Annotated in this window: 13 protein-coding genes and 1 rRNA gene; 7 read left to right on the top strand and 7 right to left on the bottom strand. The window is 42.7% G+C overall.

What is annotated here, in order from left to right:
• From rrf to ACXLDX_RS00220, 3 genes are all read left to right on the top strand, one after another.
• Positions 1-85, top strand: a 5S ribosomal RNA gene (gene rrf, locus ACXLDX_RS00210); the annotation flags it as partial.
• Between the two features lie 130 nt (positions 86-215).
• A complete protein-coding gene (locus ACXLDX_RS00215; RefSeq protein WP_457575170.1) occupies positions 216-1,658 on the top strand; it encodes an MBOAT family O-acyltransferase in 1,443 nt (480 codons plus the stop codon).
• Positions 1,659-1,712: 54 nt separating this feature from the next.
• Positions 1,713-2,942 carry an alginate O-acetyltransferase AlgX-related protein gene (locus ACXLDX_RS00220; protein WP_457575171.1) on the top strand — a complete coding sequence of 410 codons (1,230 nt, stop codon included), beginning with the start codon at positions 1,713-1,715 and terminating at the stop codon, positions 2,940-2,942.
• Here ACXLDX_RS00220 and ACXLDX_RS00225 read toward each other — a convergent pair.
• Together ACXLDX_RS00225 and mtnP are read right to left on the bottom strand one after the other, a co-directional pair.
• The gene (locus ACXLDX_RS00225; protein ID WP_457575172.1) at positions 2,920-3,441 is read right to left on the bottom strand and encodes an adenine phosphoribosyltransferase; all 522 of its coding nucleotides are present in this window, start codon (positions 3,439-3,441) and stop codon (positions 2,920-2,922) included. The genes ACXLDX_RS00220 and ACXLDX_RS00225 overlap by 23 nt on opposite strands.
• Before the next feature lie 214 nt (positions 3,442-3,655).
• The gene (mtnP, locus tag ACXLDX_RS00230) at positions 3,656-4,405 is read right to left on the bottom strand and encodes an S-methyl-5'-thioadenosine phosphorylase (RefSeq protein WP_457575173.1); all 750 of its coding nucleotides are present in this window, start codon (positions 4,403-4,405) and stop codon (positions 3,656-3,658) included.
• Positions 4,406-4,827: 422 nt separating this feature from the next.
• Between mtnP and asd the strand changes: the two genes are divergently transcribed.
• On the top strand, positions 4,828-5,946 hold the full coding sequence (gene asd / locus ACXLDX_RS00235; protein WP_457575174.1) for an aspartate-semialdehyde dehydrogenase: 1,119 nt from the start codon (positions 4,828-4,830) through the stop codon (positions 5,944-5,946).
• Here the strand turns inward: asd and ACXLDX_RS00240 are convergent.
• Positions 5,943-7,370 (bottom strand): HD-GYP domain-containing protein, encoded by a 1,428-nt coding sequence (locus ACXLDX_RS00240; RefSeq protein WP_457575175.1) that lies wholly within the window; start codon positions 7,368-7,370, stop codon positions 5,943-5,945. The genes asd and ACXLDX_RS00240 overlap by 4 nt on opposite strands.
• A 7-nt stretch (positions 7,371-7,377) precedes the next feature.
• Complete coding sequence (locus ACXLDX_RS00245) at positions 7,378-9,297, bottom strand: hypothetical protein (protein WP_457575176.1); 1,920 nt, start codon at positions 9,295-9,297, stop codon at positions 7,378-7,380.
• 565 nt (positions 9,298-9,862) lie between these two features.
• Here ACXLDX_RS00245 and ACXLDX_RS00250 point away from each other — a divergent pair.
• Complete coding sequence (locus tag ACXLDX_RS00250; protein ID WP_457575177.1) at positions 9,863-10,318, top strand: hypothetical protein; 456 nt, start codon at positions 9,863-9,865, stop codon at positions 10,316-10,318.
• A 95-nt stretch (positions 10,319-10,413) separates the two neighbouring features.
• On the opposite strand, the gene ACXLDX_RS00255 is transcribed toward ACXLDX_RS00250, so the two are convergent.
• Positions 10,414-12,120, bottom strand: a complete 1,707-nt coding sequence (locus tag ACXLDX_RS00255) for an FAD-dependent oxidoreductase (protein WP_457575178.1) — start codon at positions 12,118-12,120, stop codon at positions 10,414-10,416.
• A 1,042-nt stretch (positions 12,121-13,162) separates the two neighbouring features.
• Between ACXLDX_RS00255 and ACXLDX_RS00260 the strand changes: the two genes are divergently transcribed.
• Together ACXLDX_RS00260 and folD are read left to right on the top strand one after the other, a co-directional pair.
• A complete protein-coding gene (locus tag ACXLDX_RS00260) occupies positions 13,163-14,938 on the top strand; it encodes a formate--tetrahydrofolate ligase (RefSeq protein ID WP_457575179.1) in 1,776 nt (591 codons plus the stop codon).
• Between the two features lie 117 nt (positions 14,939-15,055).
• The gene (gene folD / locus ACXLDX_RS00265) at positions 15,056-15,949 is read left to right on the top strand and encodes a bifunctional methylenetetrahydrofolate dehydrogenase/methenyltetrahydrofolate cyclohydrolase FolD (RefSeq protein WP_457575180.1); all 894 of its coding nucleotides are present in this window, start codon (positions 15,056-15,058) and stop codon (positions 15,947-15,949) included.
• 143 nt (positions 15,950-16,092) lie between these two features.
• On the opposite strand, the gene ACXLDX_RS00270 is transcribed toward folD, so the two are convergent.
• The gene (locus tag ACXLDX_RS00270; protein WP_457575181.1) at positions 16,093-16,347 is read right to left on the bottom strand and encodes a DUF8180 domain-containing protein; all 255 of its coding nucleotides are present in this window, start codon (positions 16,345-16,347) and stop codon (positions 16,093-16,095) included.
• A 161-nt stretch (positions 16,348-16,508) separates the two neighbouring features.
• Positions 16,509-16,704: CooT family nickel-binding protein (locus tag ACXLDX_RS00275; RefSeq protein WP_457575182.1), on the bottom strand; the 196-nt coding region annotated here is incomplete at its 5' end.

The raw sequence follows: 16,704 nt of genomic DNA on the forward strand, positions 1-16,704 counted from the left end.
TCCCATTCCGAACACGGAAGTTAAGCTCTTCAGCGCCGATGGTACTGCATGGGAGACTGTGTGGGAGAGTAGGTCGCCGCCGTTTTTCTGGTAAAAGGCCCCAATGAGCTTATTGCTTATTGGGGCCTTGCTGTTTTGACATCCAACGCCACTTTGTGTATATCTCACTGCTGAATTGTCATTCTCCAGAAAAACAATCGGATGTTTGTGTTTATATGGTATTCTCGTCAGTTACATTTCTTTTCTTTTTTCTTCCGGCAACACTTCTTGCTTATTTCTTTTCCGGAAAACTGAAAAACATCACTCTACTTCTCTCCAGCCTCTTTTTCTATGCCTGGGGCGAAAATATCTATGTCCTGGTAATGATTTCTTCTATCGTTTTTAACTTTTACTGCGGCATTGCTATTTCAGTCAGGACATCTGAAAAACGTTCCAAGCCAGGAACGGTTCTTACCGTTGGAATCATCTTTAATCTTTCAGTGCTTTTCTTTTTTAAGTACTCCAATTTCATCGTTGACTCTATCAATCATTTTACGTCAATTTTCCAATTCTCTCCTCTCTATCTTTCGCCGGTTCACCTGCCCATCGGCATTTCCTTTTTTACATTCCAGGCTCTTTCCTATATAGTTGATGTTTATAAAGGACATGTACCTGCACAGAAGAACATTATAAATCTGGGCTTATATATATCGCTTTTTCCCCAACTCATCGCCGGTCCGATCGTACGTTACCACAATATTGCCAGTGAACTTGTTCATCGAAGCGTATCCCGCGATGATTTCAGCGAAGGTGTAAGAAGATTCCTCTATGGCCTCAGTAAAAAAGTTCTTCTTGCAAATCCCCTGGCTTTAACAGCTGACAAGATCTTCGCTCTTTCTGTTACAGATATTTCTTCCCCTCTCGCCTGGCTTGGTGCAGTCTGCTATACGTTTCAAATCTATTTTGATTTTTCCGGTTATTCAGACATGGCCATAGGTCTTGGCAGAATGTTCGGTTTTCATTTTCTCGAGAACTTTAACTATCCATATATATCAAGATCCATCCGTGAATTCTGGAAGCGATGGCATATTTCACTTTCGACCTGGTTCAGAGACTACCTGTATATTCCATTGGGTGGTAACAGATATTCAAAAACCAGAACCATCTGCAATCTTTTTCTCGTCTTTATTCTGTGCGGACTCTGGCATGGTGCCGCCTGGACGTTTCTAGCCTGGGGAGTGTACCATGGTTTTTTTCTGATTCTGGAACGAACATTATGTGGAAATTTTTTAAATAAAATCTGGCTTCCCATACGTCATATTATCACTCTGATAATTATCATTATCGGCTGGGTTCTTTTCCGAAGCGATACAATCAATGACGCAATATCATATATTACAATTATGTTTTTCCCTTTTAGTGAAACCAGAGGGAATCACCTTTCACTTTATATGGACAGTAAATTAATATTTGAACTTTTCATGGCAACCCTCTGCTCTTTTCCATTTTATCAGAAATTCAATCTCCTCCGCACCTGCACAAAAACAGATTCTGCCACTATCCAGCTGCAGTCAATTCTCAGTATTGGAGAACTCATATTCCTTTTTACACTGACCTACTTCACAATAATCAGCCTGGCAGCTGGCGTGTACAATCCATTCATTTATTTTAGATTTTGATCACCACCGGCCAAATAGTACGCCCAGGATAAAAATCATCCAACCCAAGCAGGCATGAAACAAAAGATATTTTTCACGAAACTGACGGATACATTACTTATACTGTTCTTTCTCTGTCTTATTTTTTCATCTCCACTCAGAATGCTCTTCAATAAACAACAGTCATGGAGTGAAACTGAAAACAGGGTTCTTGCACCTTTTCCATCGTTTCCCCATTCATTTGCAGCAGCAGATAAATTTTTCTCGTCCGTTGATGAGTACCTCAATGACCATTTTGGCTTCCGTGAATACTATATTTATAGATATCAACGTGAACTTGCGAAACGATTTGGTCAGTCAAGTCCCAATTCCAAAGTAATTACCGGGCTTGATGGATGGTATTTCTTTAATGATTTTAATCTACTGGAAGATTTTCAGGGACGGATGCCCCTTTCTGAATCCATGATTAACAGGTGGTTTACAATTCAAAATGAAAAACAACAATGGCTTGAGAAAAAAGGAATAAAATATCTTTTTCTTGCGGCCCCCAACAAACAGTCCATCTACCCGCAATTTTTGATGAAACATGCTTTGGCAATAAAGAAAACAAGTCGTTTTGAACAAATTCTTTCCTCTAAGAATCATAAACTGCCACCTTATATGATAAACCTCCATGAACTTCTTCAACCTGAGAAGTACAATAAACCGCTTTACTATAAAAATGATTCGCACTGGAACAAGTACTCTGCCTATCTGGTTTTCCAGGAAATCATGAAAAAGATTTCTACGTGGTTTCCAAAAGAATCATTCAGAACACGGTTTGATTTTGTCCAGGACCAAACAGGTATTGGTGGCAACCTCGGGTTAGGTGGAGATCTCACCAAGATGCTGATGCTCCATGATGCAACAGAAACATTTCCTCAGATAAAACGATTTAAACGATGTGGCCGGTATCATCCCCTTCTTTATCCACTCAGCAATATCAATAAAACAAAGGGAAGAGAATCATTCATAAGAACCTGCAGAAAAAAGCACCTGAAAGCTCTTGTCTTCAGAGATTCATTTTTCGTGCAACTGGAGCCGTTTTTTTCTGAAAACTTCAGAGAAATTGTCTACCTCTGGAAAGCATATGATCAAAAAAATATAGAGGAAATATTAGACTATTTTAAACCGGATGTGGTGATAGAACTTATTGCTGAAAGGCATGTTTTTGACTCTCTGGAAATACCGGAGCAGCAAAAACATGCCGGGTATCTCAGGCAAAAACAAAATAACGTTCCACCTATTCGCCCTCAAACTCCATAATAGCATAAACGGGACAGTTCCTGAGCTGCGCCCGCCCACCGAGATCAGGTAATTCAATAAGAAAAGCACACTCGATGATATCTGCACCCAGTTTATTCACAAGTTGTACTGTTGCACCTGCAGTTCCACCGGTAGCAATTAAATCGTCTACTATCACAACCTGTTCACCCGAATCAAGAGCATCCCTGTGAATCTCCAGTGTTCCTGAGCCATACTCCAGATTATAAGATTCTTCCAGGGTTTCAGCCGGCAGTTTCCCTTTCTTTCTTACGGGTACAAAACCGATCCCCAGCTTATATGCCAGAACAGCACCAAAAACAAATCCCCTTGCATCGATACCAACAATTTTATCCACAGTTCTTGATTTATACCTTTCGTAGAGGATATCACAGGACTTTTGAAATGCTGCAGGATCCAGCATCAATGTTGTCAAATCCCTGAAAATAACTCCTTCCATCGGCCAGCCGGGAATACTCCGAACACTCTTCTTCAGATCCATCAGTCTTTTTCCTTTTTTTGTCTGTGAATTTCCTATAAAAGATTCCTGATTACACATTAAACTCAACCGGATTCGGAATGTGCCTGCTTTATCATCCTGAAAAAACAGGTACATCCCCAGGCTGACAAATGCCGGTCGGAGTTTTGTACGTAATGAGAAAAAGGTTTCAATTCCATTGCCATTATCCGACTGCCGTCAAAATACCAATTAATTTTCAATCTGCAAATGTTTCGACAACTTTCACCAGCAACTGTTTGACATTGTCCGCATTTTTATGAAAAACCGCAAGGATTTCATCCCAGGTAACAGGTTTTTCATCCTCCTTCCAGCAGTCATAATCTGTCGACATGGCCACTGCAGCATAGGGTATACCGGCTTCGTTGGCCAGGATTACTTCAGGTGCCGTTGACATATTAATAACATCAGCACCCCAAATCCTGAACATATTTGACTCTGCAACAGTTGAAAATCGTGGTCCTTCTATTGTAACCACACACCCTGAGTGATGTACCTTTAAATCAAGATCCTCTGCTGTCTCATAAAGAATCTTGCGTAAATTTTCATCAAATGGGCGAGCCATTGCGGTATGAACAGCTCCATTGGCAAATGAATCATGAAAACTGTTTTTCCTGAATCTCGTAAAATCTATAAACTGATCAAGAACAACAAGATCACCCCTGCCTATCCCTTCCCTGAGACTGCCGCAGGCCGTTGTAGCAAGGATATGGGTCACTCCCATTTTCTTCAATGCAGTAATATTTGCCCTGTTATTGACCTGAGTGGGACTCAATCGATGTTTTTTCCCATGTCTGGACAGAAGATATGTCTCAACCCCACCTATTTTTCCATAAAGCAGCGGTGATGACGGTTCTCCAAACTCGGTTTCAATACTCACCAATTCCGGGTTTTCAATAAGATCAGGATCATCAAGCCCAGATCCACCAATAATACCAATCTTAACCATACAGACCTCCCCTGCCTTGCTCCTTATGGATAACTGTAATTTTACAATCATATCTGAATTCTGCAATCGGTCAAAGCCTGAACAGATCTTTTCCAAACCATTTCACCCTAAAGATTACAACATTGGATCGCCTAAAGTTGATCGAATTAAAATGTAATCAGTTCAGATTTCAGAGACGTATTAATTCTATTCAACAGAAAAGCGGTACGCAACTCATTTATCAGATTATTTTTTAGAGCAATTTATCTGTTTTTGTGTAAAAAATATATCACTTAAATCCTGCACTTCATAAAATGGTTAAATGCCCTGAAATACAGAGTAGTGACAGGATGAAATTATAATATCTTTTTGCGTAACTATTCACGCAGGCAGCAACTACATGATTTTATTACCTCTGAACTGTAATCAAAGTGGAGTCTATAATGCTTAAAGTCGGATTTGTCGGATGGCGCGGTATGGTGGGATCAGTTCTTATGGAAAGAATGCGAAGTGAAGAGGATTTCCAGGGAATTGAGCCTTTCTTTTTCACTACCTCACAGGTTGGTCAACAGGGTCCGGATGTCGGCTCCGGCAGCCACCCCCTTGCCGATGCCAAAAATTTAAAAAAACTGGCAGAAATGGATATAATCATGTCCTGCCAGGGTGGAGGATATACCTCCGCTGTTTATCCTGAACTGAGAAAAAACTGGAATGGGTACTGGATTGACGCTGCCTCAACCCTCAGAATGGCTGAAGATTCAATAATTGTCCTGGATCCTGTAAATCGTAAAGTCATAGACCAGGCTCTTCAGGATGGTATTAAAAATTATATTGGAGGGAACTGTACCGTTTCACTTATGCTCATGGCATTGGGTGGTCTTTTTCAGGAAAACCTGATTGAATGGGTCAGCTCCATGACCTACCAGGCTGCCAGTGGCGCCGGAGCCGGAAATATGAGGGAATTAATCAGTCAGATGGGTGCTCTTGAACAAGAAGTGACAGAACTGCTCGCCGATCCTGCATCTGCAATTCTTGAAATTGACCAAAAGATTACGGCAAAATTAAATGACGGTTCTCTTCCTCTCGAAAACTGGGGTGTACCGCTCGCAGCCAGTTTGATTCCATGGATTGATGTCCCCGTTGAAAACGGTCAGACCAGGGAAGAATGGAAAGGTTTTGTGGAAACGAACAAAATTCTCGGAAACCGTGGAGAAACTGACATCCCGATTGACGGTCAATGTGTCCGCATCGGGGCAATGCGCTGCCACTCACAGGCTTTCACAATAAAACTGAAAAAAGATATTTCGGTTGAAGAAGCGGAAGGAATTCTTGCAAACCACAATCAATGGGTGCAGGTTATTGCCAATGAAAGAGAGGCTACATCCAGGGAACTGACACCCGCCAATGCTTCCGGTACGTTGACAATTCCAATCGGAAGAATCCGGAAAATGAATATCGGCCCCAGGTACCTTACAGCATTCACGGTTGGAGATCAGCTGCTCTGGGGTGCCGCAGAACCAGTCAGAAGGATGTTAATGATCATCCGCAACTATCTTTCTTAAATTTTCGAATCTGTGCCTGATGGCATTTTCTTGCCATCAGGCGTACGATCCAGTAACAATTCCTGAATATTCAGATTACTGGTGTGGTACCGCCCGAGATCGACTTCATATTGCTCCTGCCGATCAAGAGACTGACCTTCTTTTGCAGTAACAATTTTCACACAGGGTCTGTCCAGCGATTTTCCGGCCCGCACAACCATACCCACCCGATTATCCGAAAGCCTCACATATGTACCAGGGGGATAAAAACCAACCATGCCAATAAAAGCGGCTAACAGCCCGGGATGAAATGCCCCTTCATCCGCCACCATTATTGCATAAGCCTCGACCGGCAAAATGGCCTTTTTATAGGGTCGAACAGCGGTAAGCGCCTCAAAAACATCACAAATCTGCAAAAGAGCGGTTGTTGGATGGCGCACAGCCCAAGATGGTTGGGGCGGATATCCACTTCGATCAAATCGAATATGATGCCCCCAGGTGGCCGTAAGCTGAAGGGTGGAAACTCCCGAGTGTTCCATCAGCAATTCGACACCCTTTCGAGGATGTTTTTGTATAATTCTATATTCTTCCGACGTCAACCTGCCCTGTTTTAAAAGGATATGGTCAGGGATTGCGGCTTTACCAATATCGTGCAGCAATCCGGCAGTTCCCATTGCCATGATATCTTTTTTCTTCCATCTCATCCTCACTCCTGCATATACAGCAAGAGATGCTACCCTGACTGAATGTCCAACTGTGTATTTATCATATTCCGGATAATATACATACTGCAGAACTTCAGCAAATGACTTCCCTGAAAACCTGAGCATGAATTCACAGACAGACCTGGCCTCATCAATATCCAGCTGATAACTGAGAGCAGCTTTACTGTGGGAGCGGTCCACTACATCAAAGAGCATATTGTAAAGCTGCACGACAGACTGCTGCTCTTCAATAGTTTTCTGTCCTTCCCATTTTTTTCCACTTTTTCCTGCATTCTCTTCATCTTTATCATGAAAATGATACCCGCCCCTGATATGTTTAATACCATGTCGTTTAAAAACTTCCTTTGTTTCTTCAAAATTCTGATGTAATACCCTCTGAAGAGAAGAAATATCAAAAAATGCTTTAACCTCCTCAACTCCCAGACCCTTTTCCAACAGGAAACCGCCGCAATCCAGACTGCCGGCAAAATCCATGAGTTGCTTCCCCGATATATCGGAACCAAATATCCTTTTCCCGTCATAGATAAAAAAATCATCAACAATACCGATAAATAACTTTTCCTTTTCTGTTGCGACTAAATAGGCATGCAGCAATGAAACAATTTCTCTGGCATAATTGATCACCCTGGGGTGATCTGAATGATACAGTTTTCTGTTTGACAGTCCTTTGGACAAGAGAAGAATAATCTCATGAACAGTCTCTGTTATCGCCATTTTCATATTTTTCTCAATGCAGTACAGACAGAGGCTTACGCTTCAGATTTTTCAGGCTTTTGCGGGCAATTTTTCTTATTTTCCCAGGCCATACGCCAATAACACCCAGTTTTTTGTCATAGCATATCTTTTCAAGTACTTTTCTTGTTCCTCTAACCTGCAGATCAGCCATTGCTTCGATGGCTTTTTCAAGCCAGTCACTATCAGCCATCTCCACTCCTGCCTGCTCGAAAAAATCAACCAATATTTCTCCGGCGGCAATTTTAAGAATAAGAGTAGGTTCTTCAAGATCCCCTTCAAACAGGTATCGTCGCAAAAATTCCAGATGCTCTTTATTCGTTGTCAGTAAAGGGGCAACGAGATCAAAAAATTGATCTTCCGATTTTTGCCTTAACCCATCCAGAATTCGAACGGCTATTTCCTTCTTAAGAGATGTTTCGAGCAGAAAATAAAACAAAGTGTAAGACTGCCTGCAGGCAGGGAGGAAAATATCGTCAGCAACATCTTTATTTTTAAAAGTATCAAGGCGTTCCAGGTGTGGTCGACACTGGACCATCATTTTATAATCCTTATAGGAAATAATTTCCAGCATCTCCATGAAATGGGCTCCGCCTTTCTTTTCTCCAACCCTGAGAAATTCATTTACAGCAACAGGCCAAAGGCTTAAATGGAGCTTAAATGGCATTTTACGCCATATTCTCAACAGGTACTCAAGAGTACAGTCAGGTTCTGAATATCTCATTTCCGCAACTATTAAAAGAACTACTGCACGAAAATCCTCCTCGTTGAAATCCATCAGGTGAAGCGTACCACCAGTAAGAACTTCCCACTCCTCTTCTGTCAGCCCTTTTATTATATTTTTTCGGAGAAACTCACTAAAGTTACGAAATGTTTTTTCTCTTCTGTCATATCGCAGTAATTGAAAATAAACAGACATTTCCTCCCGACTGTCACCCTGGGTTATCCTTTGCAGGATGCCCTGTGAGACACAATTCTGCTGTACAAATTCTTTTATCATCCGGGGGGGAATATCCGGGATCACTCTTGAAGAAATTTTTTTCTTATCAAAGCCATACTGTTTATTTTCTTCGTTTGCAGAACCAACACCTGCTGTGAGATTCCGGACTAGAAAATGCAATGCATCTTTAGATTGTTTCTGAGGAAGCTCTTTTTCCAGAGCTGAAAAAATCGCAACTATCGATTGAAGTTCTTCATGCTCACCCTCTCCACCTGCCACTCCGGAATGATATTGACCAGAAACAGCCTTCACAAGCAATAGCTGGATATCATCCATGGTAATATTCGGATAATCTTGAATAGTAACAACGTTCTTTTCATTAATTGCAGAAAAATCAGTCAGAAATATTTTGCACTGTTCAATGGTCGTAGAATCAACTCCATTGGAAACAAGATCACCAATAATTTTTTCAACATTTCCCCGCAAACCCTTTTCAGCAGAAACAGATGCGACTTCCCTCCCCGTAACCAGAAATTCCTTCTGCTGTATTTTTATCCCCCAGGGGAGATCCAGAACATTAAAATCTATAAAAGAGTGTGATCTTACAAGTTTTGCACGCCATCCCAACAGGCTTTTTACAAATCGCAACAATCTTTCAGGGGAGATGGAAACATCAAACTCTATCCTGTTAATTCCAAGCTGACAGAAAAGCTCAAACAGTTCCCGAACCGCTGATTTTTTCTTTTGCAGCTTTTTTTCATTCCAGAAAAAGCTCTCATTTCCAATTCTTATGATAACTGTCTTATCTGAAGTTACATTTTTTTTAAGGAAGTGAAGAAAATCCAAGGAAGCGCGCTCCAGAACCGCATGACCCATCTGGTAATATATGCCGATCTTGAAAATTCTGTTCAGCAGTTCTGCAAGTTGATAGATTTCGGAATCATCGGCATGACATGTTTCTTTTTCATTTTTCATTTCATATAAGAAGCATCATGGATTCGGGAGAAAACGACACCTCCTGCTGCAGCCACCAGCGGTGTCATATTGTTTCCATAGTTTTTACGAATGAAACCTAACAAACAACACTGTAATAATTCTTTATATCAAATCAAGTCAAGCATATTGTTTGAAATCTTCTAAATAACAAAAGTTATTTTTAAATTTGACCCGGCAACGCCCAGGTAGAACGCTGATTACGTACAAAACTCAGCCTGACAAAGCAGGCACATCCACAATTCGGCTGAGTTTCAAGATAGTCAAGAATTGAAATGATGGATCCATATCATCAGTTTCCTTGCGTTTACAGCAAACCGAAGATATAGTCTGATAACAACCGGATGCAAAAAAACACTTCCAATGAAACTTTTTCACGAGGCTTTTAATAGTGCCTGTCCAGAAATGGCTTTTTCTCCCAGCTCTGCTTTGCGGGATAAATTGTATACCCGGAATTTCCCTGTCTTTGCATACAAAAAAGACCGCAAAAGCCGTGGGCCTGCGGAAAATTACAATCTAAAAATGATTTTAACTCCCGGAAACAACCATGAACAACAATACCGGAAATTTACTTAAAAAAATTAACTATATTGAAGCTGAAATTGAAATTCAAAAACAGATTCTCTATTCTGTCTCCTCCTCTGACAAGGAGGAAATAGAGAAAATATTGAGAGTAATAGCCGCGAAAAAAGATGAGATTGCTGAACTTCGAAACAAGATAAAAATCGTCGACCCTGAGGAATTTAACAGGATCAAAGTGTTTGAGAAAGCTGTACAGGAATTTAGAAAACTTGCAGCAACAACCCCCTTTCAGTCAATTTCCAGCCAAAATGCGGATGAACCATGTATCCTTTCCCTGCAAAACGGTTCTTCAATCAACTGTCTTGTGAAGGCTTGTGACGAAAATGGAGACTGGACGATCATTACTTTTGATGGTGAAATAAGGCAGTTTAAACAATCTGAAGTCAACGAGAAACCAGAACTTCCCGTAATTTCACACTAAGCCGGCATGGCGGTAGCAGAAGACTATGCCATGTTCCAAAGTCTGAGAACGTTCCAGAACAATGAAACCTGTTATTTTTTGGGGCGCATTGAACCTCACACGAATTCGGGTTCAATGACTTTGATCATGGCGTATCCACCCTGGATATTTTTTGTATTCCGAATACCTTTCGAATGCAGAAATACCTGTGCTTCATATGAGCGTGGTCCGGTATCACAGAGAAGAAAAAAAGATTCGTCTTTCGCTATCGACTCAACTCTTCCCCGCAATTCAGCCTGGGGAATATTGACCCATTGATCTCCATATTTTTCAATGAATGGTGAAGCTTCCCTGGCTCCGCGAACATCAAGAACTTTCGCCTTCCCGGCTGCAAATTCCACCAGAAAATCGGCCGCATCAACAGGTCTGTTCTGCATTGACAGGATATTATCAAGGGCATTCCCTGCATTATTAATTACATCCATTGCAGAGGCAAAGGGTGGGGCATAGCCGACTTCCAGACCACAGACCTCATCCACATCCACACCATGCCGAAGGAGAACCGCTAAAGAATCCACCCTTGCCTTTACGGCGTCTCCATTTCTTCCTGCCGCTTCAATACCAAGTATTTTCCGTGATTTTCGATCTGCAAGCAGTGAAATATATATCATTTCGGAACTGGGATAAAAATGGGCATGATCAGCCTGGGCAACCACGGCATAAACCGGATCAAATCCCGTTTCCTTAGCCTGCCGATAAGTGAGCCCGGCTTTTGCAACACCCAGTTCAAAAACCTTGAGGCAGAATGTGCCAACGGTCCCGCCGAAATGACTCTGGCCGCCGTTAATATTGGTTGCTATCACCCGTCCCTGACGATTTGCAAGCGAACCAAGTGCCATGAGCATATTTTCTCCGGAAATCAGATTTCTGATCTCAACACAGTCTCCTCCAGCATAAATATGCGGATCGCTGGTTCTCATGCGTCTGTCAACTGTTATTCCCCCTGACATGCCGACAGAAATTCCTGCCTTTGCCGCAAGCAATGAATTCGGTCTCACTCCCGCTGCAAGTACAACAATATCAACACCTATCATGCCTGCAGAAGTCCGTACCAGACAGCCACCGGTTTCCGGATCACTGCTTATTTCAAGAACTCTTTCATTAAGCAGCAGTTTCACACCCTTTGTTTCAAGTTCTTTTCCAGTTACCCTGGCTATACACTTCCCCAACAGTGTCGGTAACACCTGGTCTTCCATTTCTATAAGCGTTGTCTCAATGCCCCATAAATCAGTGAGAGCTTCCGATATTTCAAGACCTATTGCTCCCGCTCCTATGACAACTGCCTTACCGACTTTTCCCTCGACCATCAATGTTTTTATCTTCTCAGCATCATGAAGATCGGCAACAGTAAACACACGGGGAAGATCAACACCAGGAATGGGCGGTCTGACCGGACTTGCACCGGTTGCAAGAACGAGTTTGTCATAAGACAACTCTTCTTCTTTACCGGAACCAAGATGATTGACAATGATCACTTTGCTTTTCCTGTCTATCCCGACAACTTCAGTTCGAGTCATTACCTCAATTCCTTTGCAATTCAGAAAAAATTCCCTGTCCCGAATCGCGTGGGAAGTCGTTTTGTACAGATCTTCAATATCGTTGACATCTCCACCAACGTAATATGGAATTCCACAACCACCATAGGAAATGAGATCATCACGATCAATGAGTATTATTTGAGCATCCGGGTCCAGACGTCTCAACCTGCAGGCCACCTTGGGGCCCAGCGCAACAGCACCGACAATTATAACTTTTTTCGACATCTCAAATCCTCACAGGAATGATCAAGAAAAACATTTCCCCTGAATTCAGCACTTCAGAAAATGCGATTATGATTTAATTTCAAAACATTGACATGCAATAACTACTCACAGGTGCCCGAAAATAATTATTTTTTCACAATAACGCAGAATTTGGAGAAGAATCTATTCCCGGACAACTTCCAAGGGTATTGTATAATAAATTTTCACCATAACAATACCACAACGTATGCAATATCAATTTTCCTATTCATTCCTCCATAAAAAGGACTTAAAAATATCATGTGAACACAGCTCTCCCTACTTCTTTCAATCTCCCTGATAGTGCGTGATTACCATTCCAGCCAGTTGGATTAACTGTAGATTACTCAACTCACGTGGAGTTAAAATCAATTGCTTCTCAGAACAAAATATGGTAGTTGTTCGCTGTTGTTTCACATGAAAGTTTGCAGTGCAACAGGTTGTCTTAATGCAGTTCAGAGCTTTCATTGCCTGGTACCCTCAGAGGATAAAAAAGGCCAAGGGCATAATTTGCCGAGCTTATGGTTCCAGGTACTCTATAGTGAATCTTTTTCCATTTTGGAGAATACTCTATTCATGGCTGAAATCACTGGCACACCATCAGAACCGCTCTGCAGACAACCTGATCTTACGGGAGCATTTTTCTTTTTTCAATTATACTACCTTGTGCAGTCGACAAAAACGTTCCTTCCCCGTATCATCATTTTACTTAACATACTCAAACCGCTGACAGATCTTTTTCGTCTTTGCAGTAAAAGAATTGTAACTACTCATCGGGTCAACAACTCTATGATTCTATTACCTCTGAGCTGTAATCACTCACCGGTGGTAGAGATTTGTACAGGCTCTTCCGGTCCGCTTAACCTGCCTATGCGGGCCAAAGGAAACCGTGAAAAGCCGGAACACCTGTGAGTAATGACAAAGAATGTTTCAATGTTTCAACGCTTTAAAGCTAAAGGAGGAGAGTGTCTTTAACTTTAACCTGGCTCTTTTGTGAGCCTCAATTTTAAACAAGGAGTGAAACATGCCATTAGATCCGACCAAACATGCTGATTGGGAGATTGCACAGGAAGCTGAAAAGGCAATGCTGACAATCTATGAAATCGGTGAAAAACTGGGATTGACCAAGGAAGAACTCCTTCCACAGGGCCACTATATTGCCAAAATCGATTTCAGGGCTGTTCTAGAAAGACTGAAAGACAAACCGAACGGTAAATACATTGACGTCACTGCAATCAGTCCGACGCCCCTCGGGGAAGGTAAATCCACCTCTTCAATGGGTCTTGTGCAGGGCCTTGGCAAACTTGGCAAAAAGGTCTGTGCTGCAATTCGCCAGCCCTCCGGCGGCCCGACCATGAATATAAAAGGATCGGCAGCAGGTGGCGGTCTCGCCCAGTGTATTCCGCTGACTCCTTTTTCTCTTGGTTTTACAGGTGACATCAATGCCATTATGAATGCCCATAACCTGGCAATGGTTGCCCTGACTTCCCGTATGCAGCATGAAAGAAACTACACGGATGAGCAGCTTGAAAGGCTTTCCGGTATGAAAAGGCTTGATATTGATCCAACGAATGTGGAAATGGGCTGGATCATGGATTTCTGCTGCCAGGCTTTACGAAATATCATCATCGGTATTGATGGAGTTAATGGCAAGGCGGATGGTTTCATGATGAAATCCAAGTTCGGTATCGCTGTTTCTTCAGAGGTTATGGCCATCCTCGCCATCGCAACCGACCTGAAAGACATGCGCGAAAGAATGGGCAAAATCGTTGTTGCCTATGATAAGAAAGGAAAACCCGTCACCACCGAAGATCTTCAGGTTGCCGGTGCAATGACCGCCTGGATGGTTGACGCGCTCAATCCGTCACTCATGCAGACCCTCGAAGGACAGCCGGTCATCGTCCATGCGGGACCATTTGCCAATATCGCTATCGGACAGAGTTCCGTCATTGCCGATAAAGTTGGTCTCAAACTCGCTGACTATCATGTGACCGAATCAGGTTTTGGTGCGGATATCGGCTTTGAAAAATTCTGGAACCTCAAGTGCCGTTATTCTGGCCTTACTCCGGACTGTGCAGTTGTTGTTGCCACAATCCGCGCCCTGAAATGCCACGGTGGTGCCCCGGTACCTGTCCCGGGTAAACCAATGCCTGAAGAATACCTCACCGAAAATGTTGAATGGGTAGCCAAAGGATGTGCCAACCTTATCCATCATATTAAAAATGTACGGAAGGCCGGAATCAGCCCCGTGGTCTGCATTAATGCCTTCTACACCGATACCGATGCTGAAATCGCAAAAGTTCGGGAACTCTGTGAGGCTGAAGGAGCAAAAGTTGCCCTTTCCAGACATTGGGAAAAAGGCGGTGACGGTGCCATTGAATTTGCAGAAGCAGTTATTGAGGCTTGTGAAGAAAAAACTGAATTCAAGTTCCTTTATGACCTCGACATGCCCATCAAAGAAAGAATTGAACTTATTGCCACAGAAGTATACGGTGCAGATGGTGTTGATTACTCCAATGAGGCTAATAAAGCTATTGAGAGAATCCAGGCTGATCCCGAGCTTTCAAAACTCGGCATGTGCATGGTCAAAACTCACCTCTCACTCTCTGACAATCCTGCCCTGAAAGGTGTTCCCAAGGGATGGCGACTGACCATCCGGGAAGTTCTCACCTACGGTGGTGCCGGTTTTATCGTACCTGTTGCCGGAACTATCAGCCTGATGCCCGGTACCGGCTCCAATCCGGCATTCAAACGCGTTGATGTGGACGTGGAAACCGGTAAAGTCGAAGGCGTCTTTTAGCAAGTGCTTTTTTCCTTTACCGAATAAGGAGAATGCCTGACAGGAAGAAGAGAGTTTCTCTCTCTTCTTCCTGCAGAGAAAAAATATCCTCACTATATATTTACAGGAGTTCTTATAATGACTGCCGAAATCATTAGTGGTACCGAAATACGAAAGGAAATTCTTGCGGAAATCAAGCAGGAAGTTGAAGAAATGAAGGAAAAACACGGTGTCGTGCCCGGCCTGGTTACCATCCTGGTTGGTTCCAGCCCCGCATCCATCAGTTATGTCACCCTGAAGGTTAAAACTGCTATCAGCCTCGGATTTAAGGAAATCCAGGATGATCAGCCGGATGATATTTCTGAAGAAGATCTCCTTGCCCTGATAGACAAGTATAACAACGATCCGGAAATCCATGGCATTCTGGTGCAACTGCCGCTTCCCAAACATATCGATGACAAAAAGGTTCTCAATGCCATTGATCCGGACAAGGATGTTGATGCCTTTCATCCCGTGAATGTCGGTCGCCTGATGATCGGTGGAGATGAAGTTCGTTTCCTCCCCTGTACCCCAGCAGGTATTCAGGAAATGATTGTCAGGTCGGGCACGGAAACTTCAGGTGCAGAGGTTGTGGTAGTAGGTCGATCCAATATCGTCGGAAAACCGATTGCCATGATGATGGCCCAGAAGGGCGTTGGTGCAAACTCCACTGTAACCATCGTTCATACCCGGACAAAAGATCTGGCAGCCCACTGCAAGCGCGCTGATATTCTCATCGTGGCCGCTGGTGTTCCGGATCTGGTAAAACCCGAGTGGATCAAGCCGGGTGCAACGGTTATTGACGTTGGTGTAAACCGTGTCGGCATGAATGAGGAAACCGGCAAGGCCATCCTTAAAGGAGATGTTGACTTCGAAAAGGCAAAGGAAATTGCCGGAAAAATTACACCTGTACCGGGTGGTGTCGGACCGATGACCATCACGATGTTGATGAAAAACACCTTGAACTCAGCAAAGAAAACTCTTGGGATATAATTTCCGCCTTGCTCCTTAACTTTGAAAAATTTACGCTTTAATTATTTCAAGTTTTTTCGTGCCACAAGAAAGCCCGAAAGATCCACACTGTGGTTCCTTCGGGCTTTTCTTTTTTGAAGATTACTTGAAATCTGATTTATTTTTCAGTGGTGATGGTGATGGTGGTGATGGTGTCCATCCCCCTTCTCCTCCACTTCTCCACCAGCCTCCTGCAAAGCTGCAGCCAAATATTCATTTACCGTTTCCATGGTTCCGATTGCATGACTGATATGATGGGCAATTTCCTGATTTCCTTCCTCTTTCATCGTATCCCGCCATTTAACAAACTCATCCGCATGCCCCTTGTTGTGATCAATCCAGTGCTGCAGAAGTATTCGTAGTTTTTCTTTATTTTCCATAAAATCTCCAGGTTCAGATGATAAACCACCACTTTCCCGGTAACTGATCACGGGATTCTTAACCGACAACTTTTCTGCCTCAAGAATTTGTTGTACCTGAAATCAATTACAGTTCAAAGATAAAAAAGCATAAAGTTGTTGCCCCGTAAGCAGTTACATCATTACGACTTAAAGAGATACACCTTCCCTTCATTAAAATCAATCCGATCAAGAGACATTCCGGAAAATTCCTTCTGCCCTTCAAAAAGAGTGGTGATCTGAAGTCCACCTTCAACAATTTTCAGAGCCGTGACATTTTCCAGCAGAAGTTTTTCATTGCCATCTTCATTAAGCACCACATTCGTCTGACACATATAT

It is taken from the genome of Desulfomarina sp., assembly GCF_054039375.1.

What these genes read in the sequence shown, in the direction of transcription:
- ACXLDX_RS00245 (WP_457575176.1), bottom strand. Translation starts at nt 9,297, where the DNA reads ATGAAAAATGAAAAAGAAACATGTCATGCCGATGATTCCGAAATCTAT.
- ACXLDX_RS00270 (WP_457575181.1), bottom strand. Translation starts at nt 16,347, where the DNA reads ATGGAAAATAAAGAAAAACTACGAATACTTCTGCAGCACTGGATTGAT.
- ACXLDX_RS00215 (WP_457575170.1), top strand. Translation starts at nt 216, where the DNA reads ATGGTATTCTCGTCAGTTACATTTCTTTTCTTTTTTCTTCCGGCAACA.
- ACXLDX_RS00225 (WP_457575172.1), bottom strand. Translation starts at nt 3,441, where the DNA reads ATGGATCTGAAGAAGAGTGTTCGGAGTATTCCCGGCTGGCCGATGGAA.
- folD (WP_457575180.1), top strand. Translation starts at nt 15,056, where the DNA reads ATGACTGCCGAAATCATTAGTGGTACCGAAATACGAAAGGAAATTCTT.
- ACXLDX_RS00255 (WP_457575178.1), bottom strand. Translation starts at nt 12,120, where the DNA reads ATGTCGAAAAAAGTTATAATTGTCGGTGCTGTTGCGCTGGGCCCCAAG.
- ACXLDX_RS00220 (WP_457575171.1), top strand. Translation starts at nt 1,713, where the DNA reads ATGAAACAAAAGATATTTTTCACGAAACTGACGGATACATTACTTATA.
- asd (WP_457575174.1), top strand. Translation starts at nt 4,828, where the DNA reads ATGCTTAAAGTCGGATTTGTCGGATGGCGCGGTATGGTGGGATCAGTT.
- ACXLDX_RS00250 (WP_457575177.1), top strand. Translation starts at nt 9,863, where the DNA reads ATGAACAACAATACCGGAAATTTACTTAAAAAAATTAACTATATTGAA.
- mtnP (WP_457575173.1), bottom strand. Translation starts at nt 4,405, where the DNA reads ATGGTTAAGATTGGTATTATTGGTGGATCTGGGCTTGATGATCCTGAT.
- ACXLDX_RS00260 (WP_457575179.1), top strand. Translation starts at nt 13,163, where the DNA reads ATGCCATTAGATCCGACCAAACATGCTGATTGGGAGATTGCACAGGAA.
- ACXLDX_RS00240 (WP_457575175.1), bottom strand. Translation starts at nt 7,370, where the DNA reads ATGAAAATGGCGATAACAGAGACTGTTCATGAGATTATTCTTCTCTTG.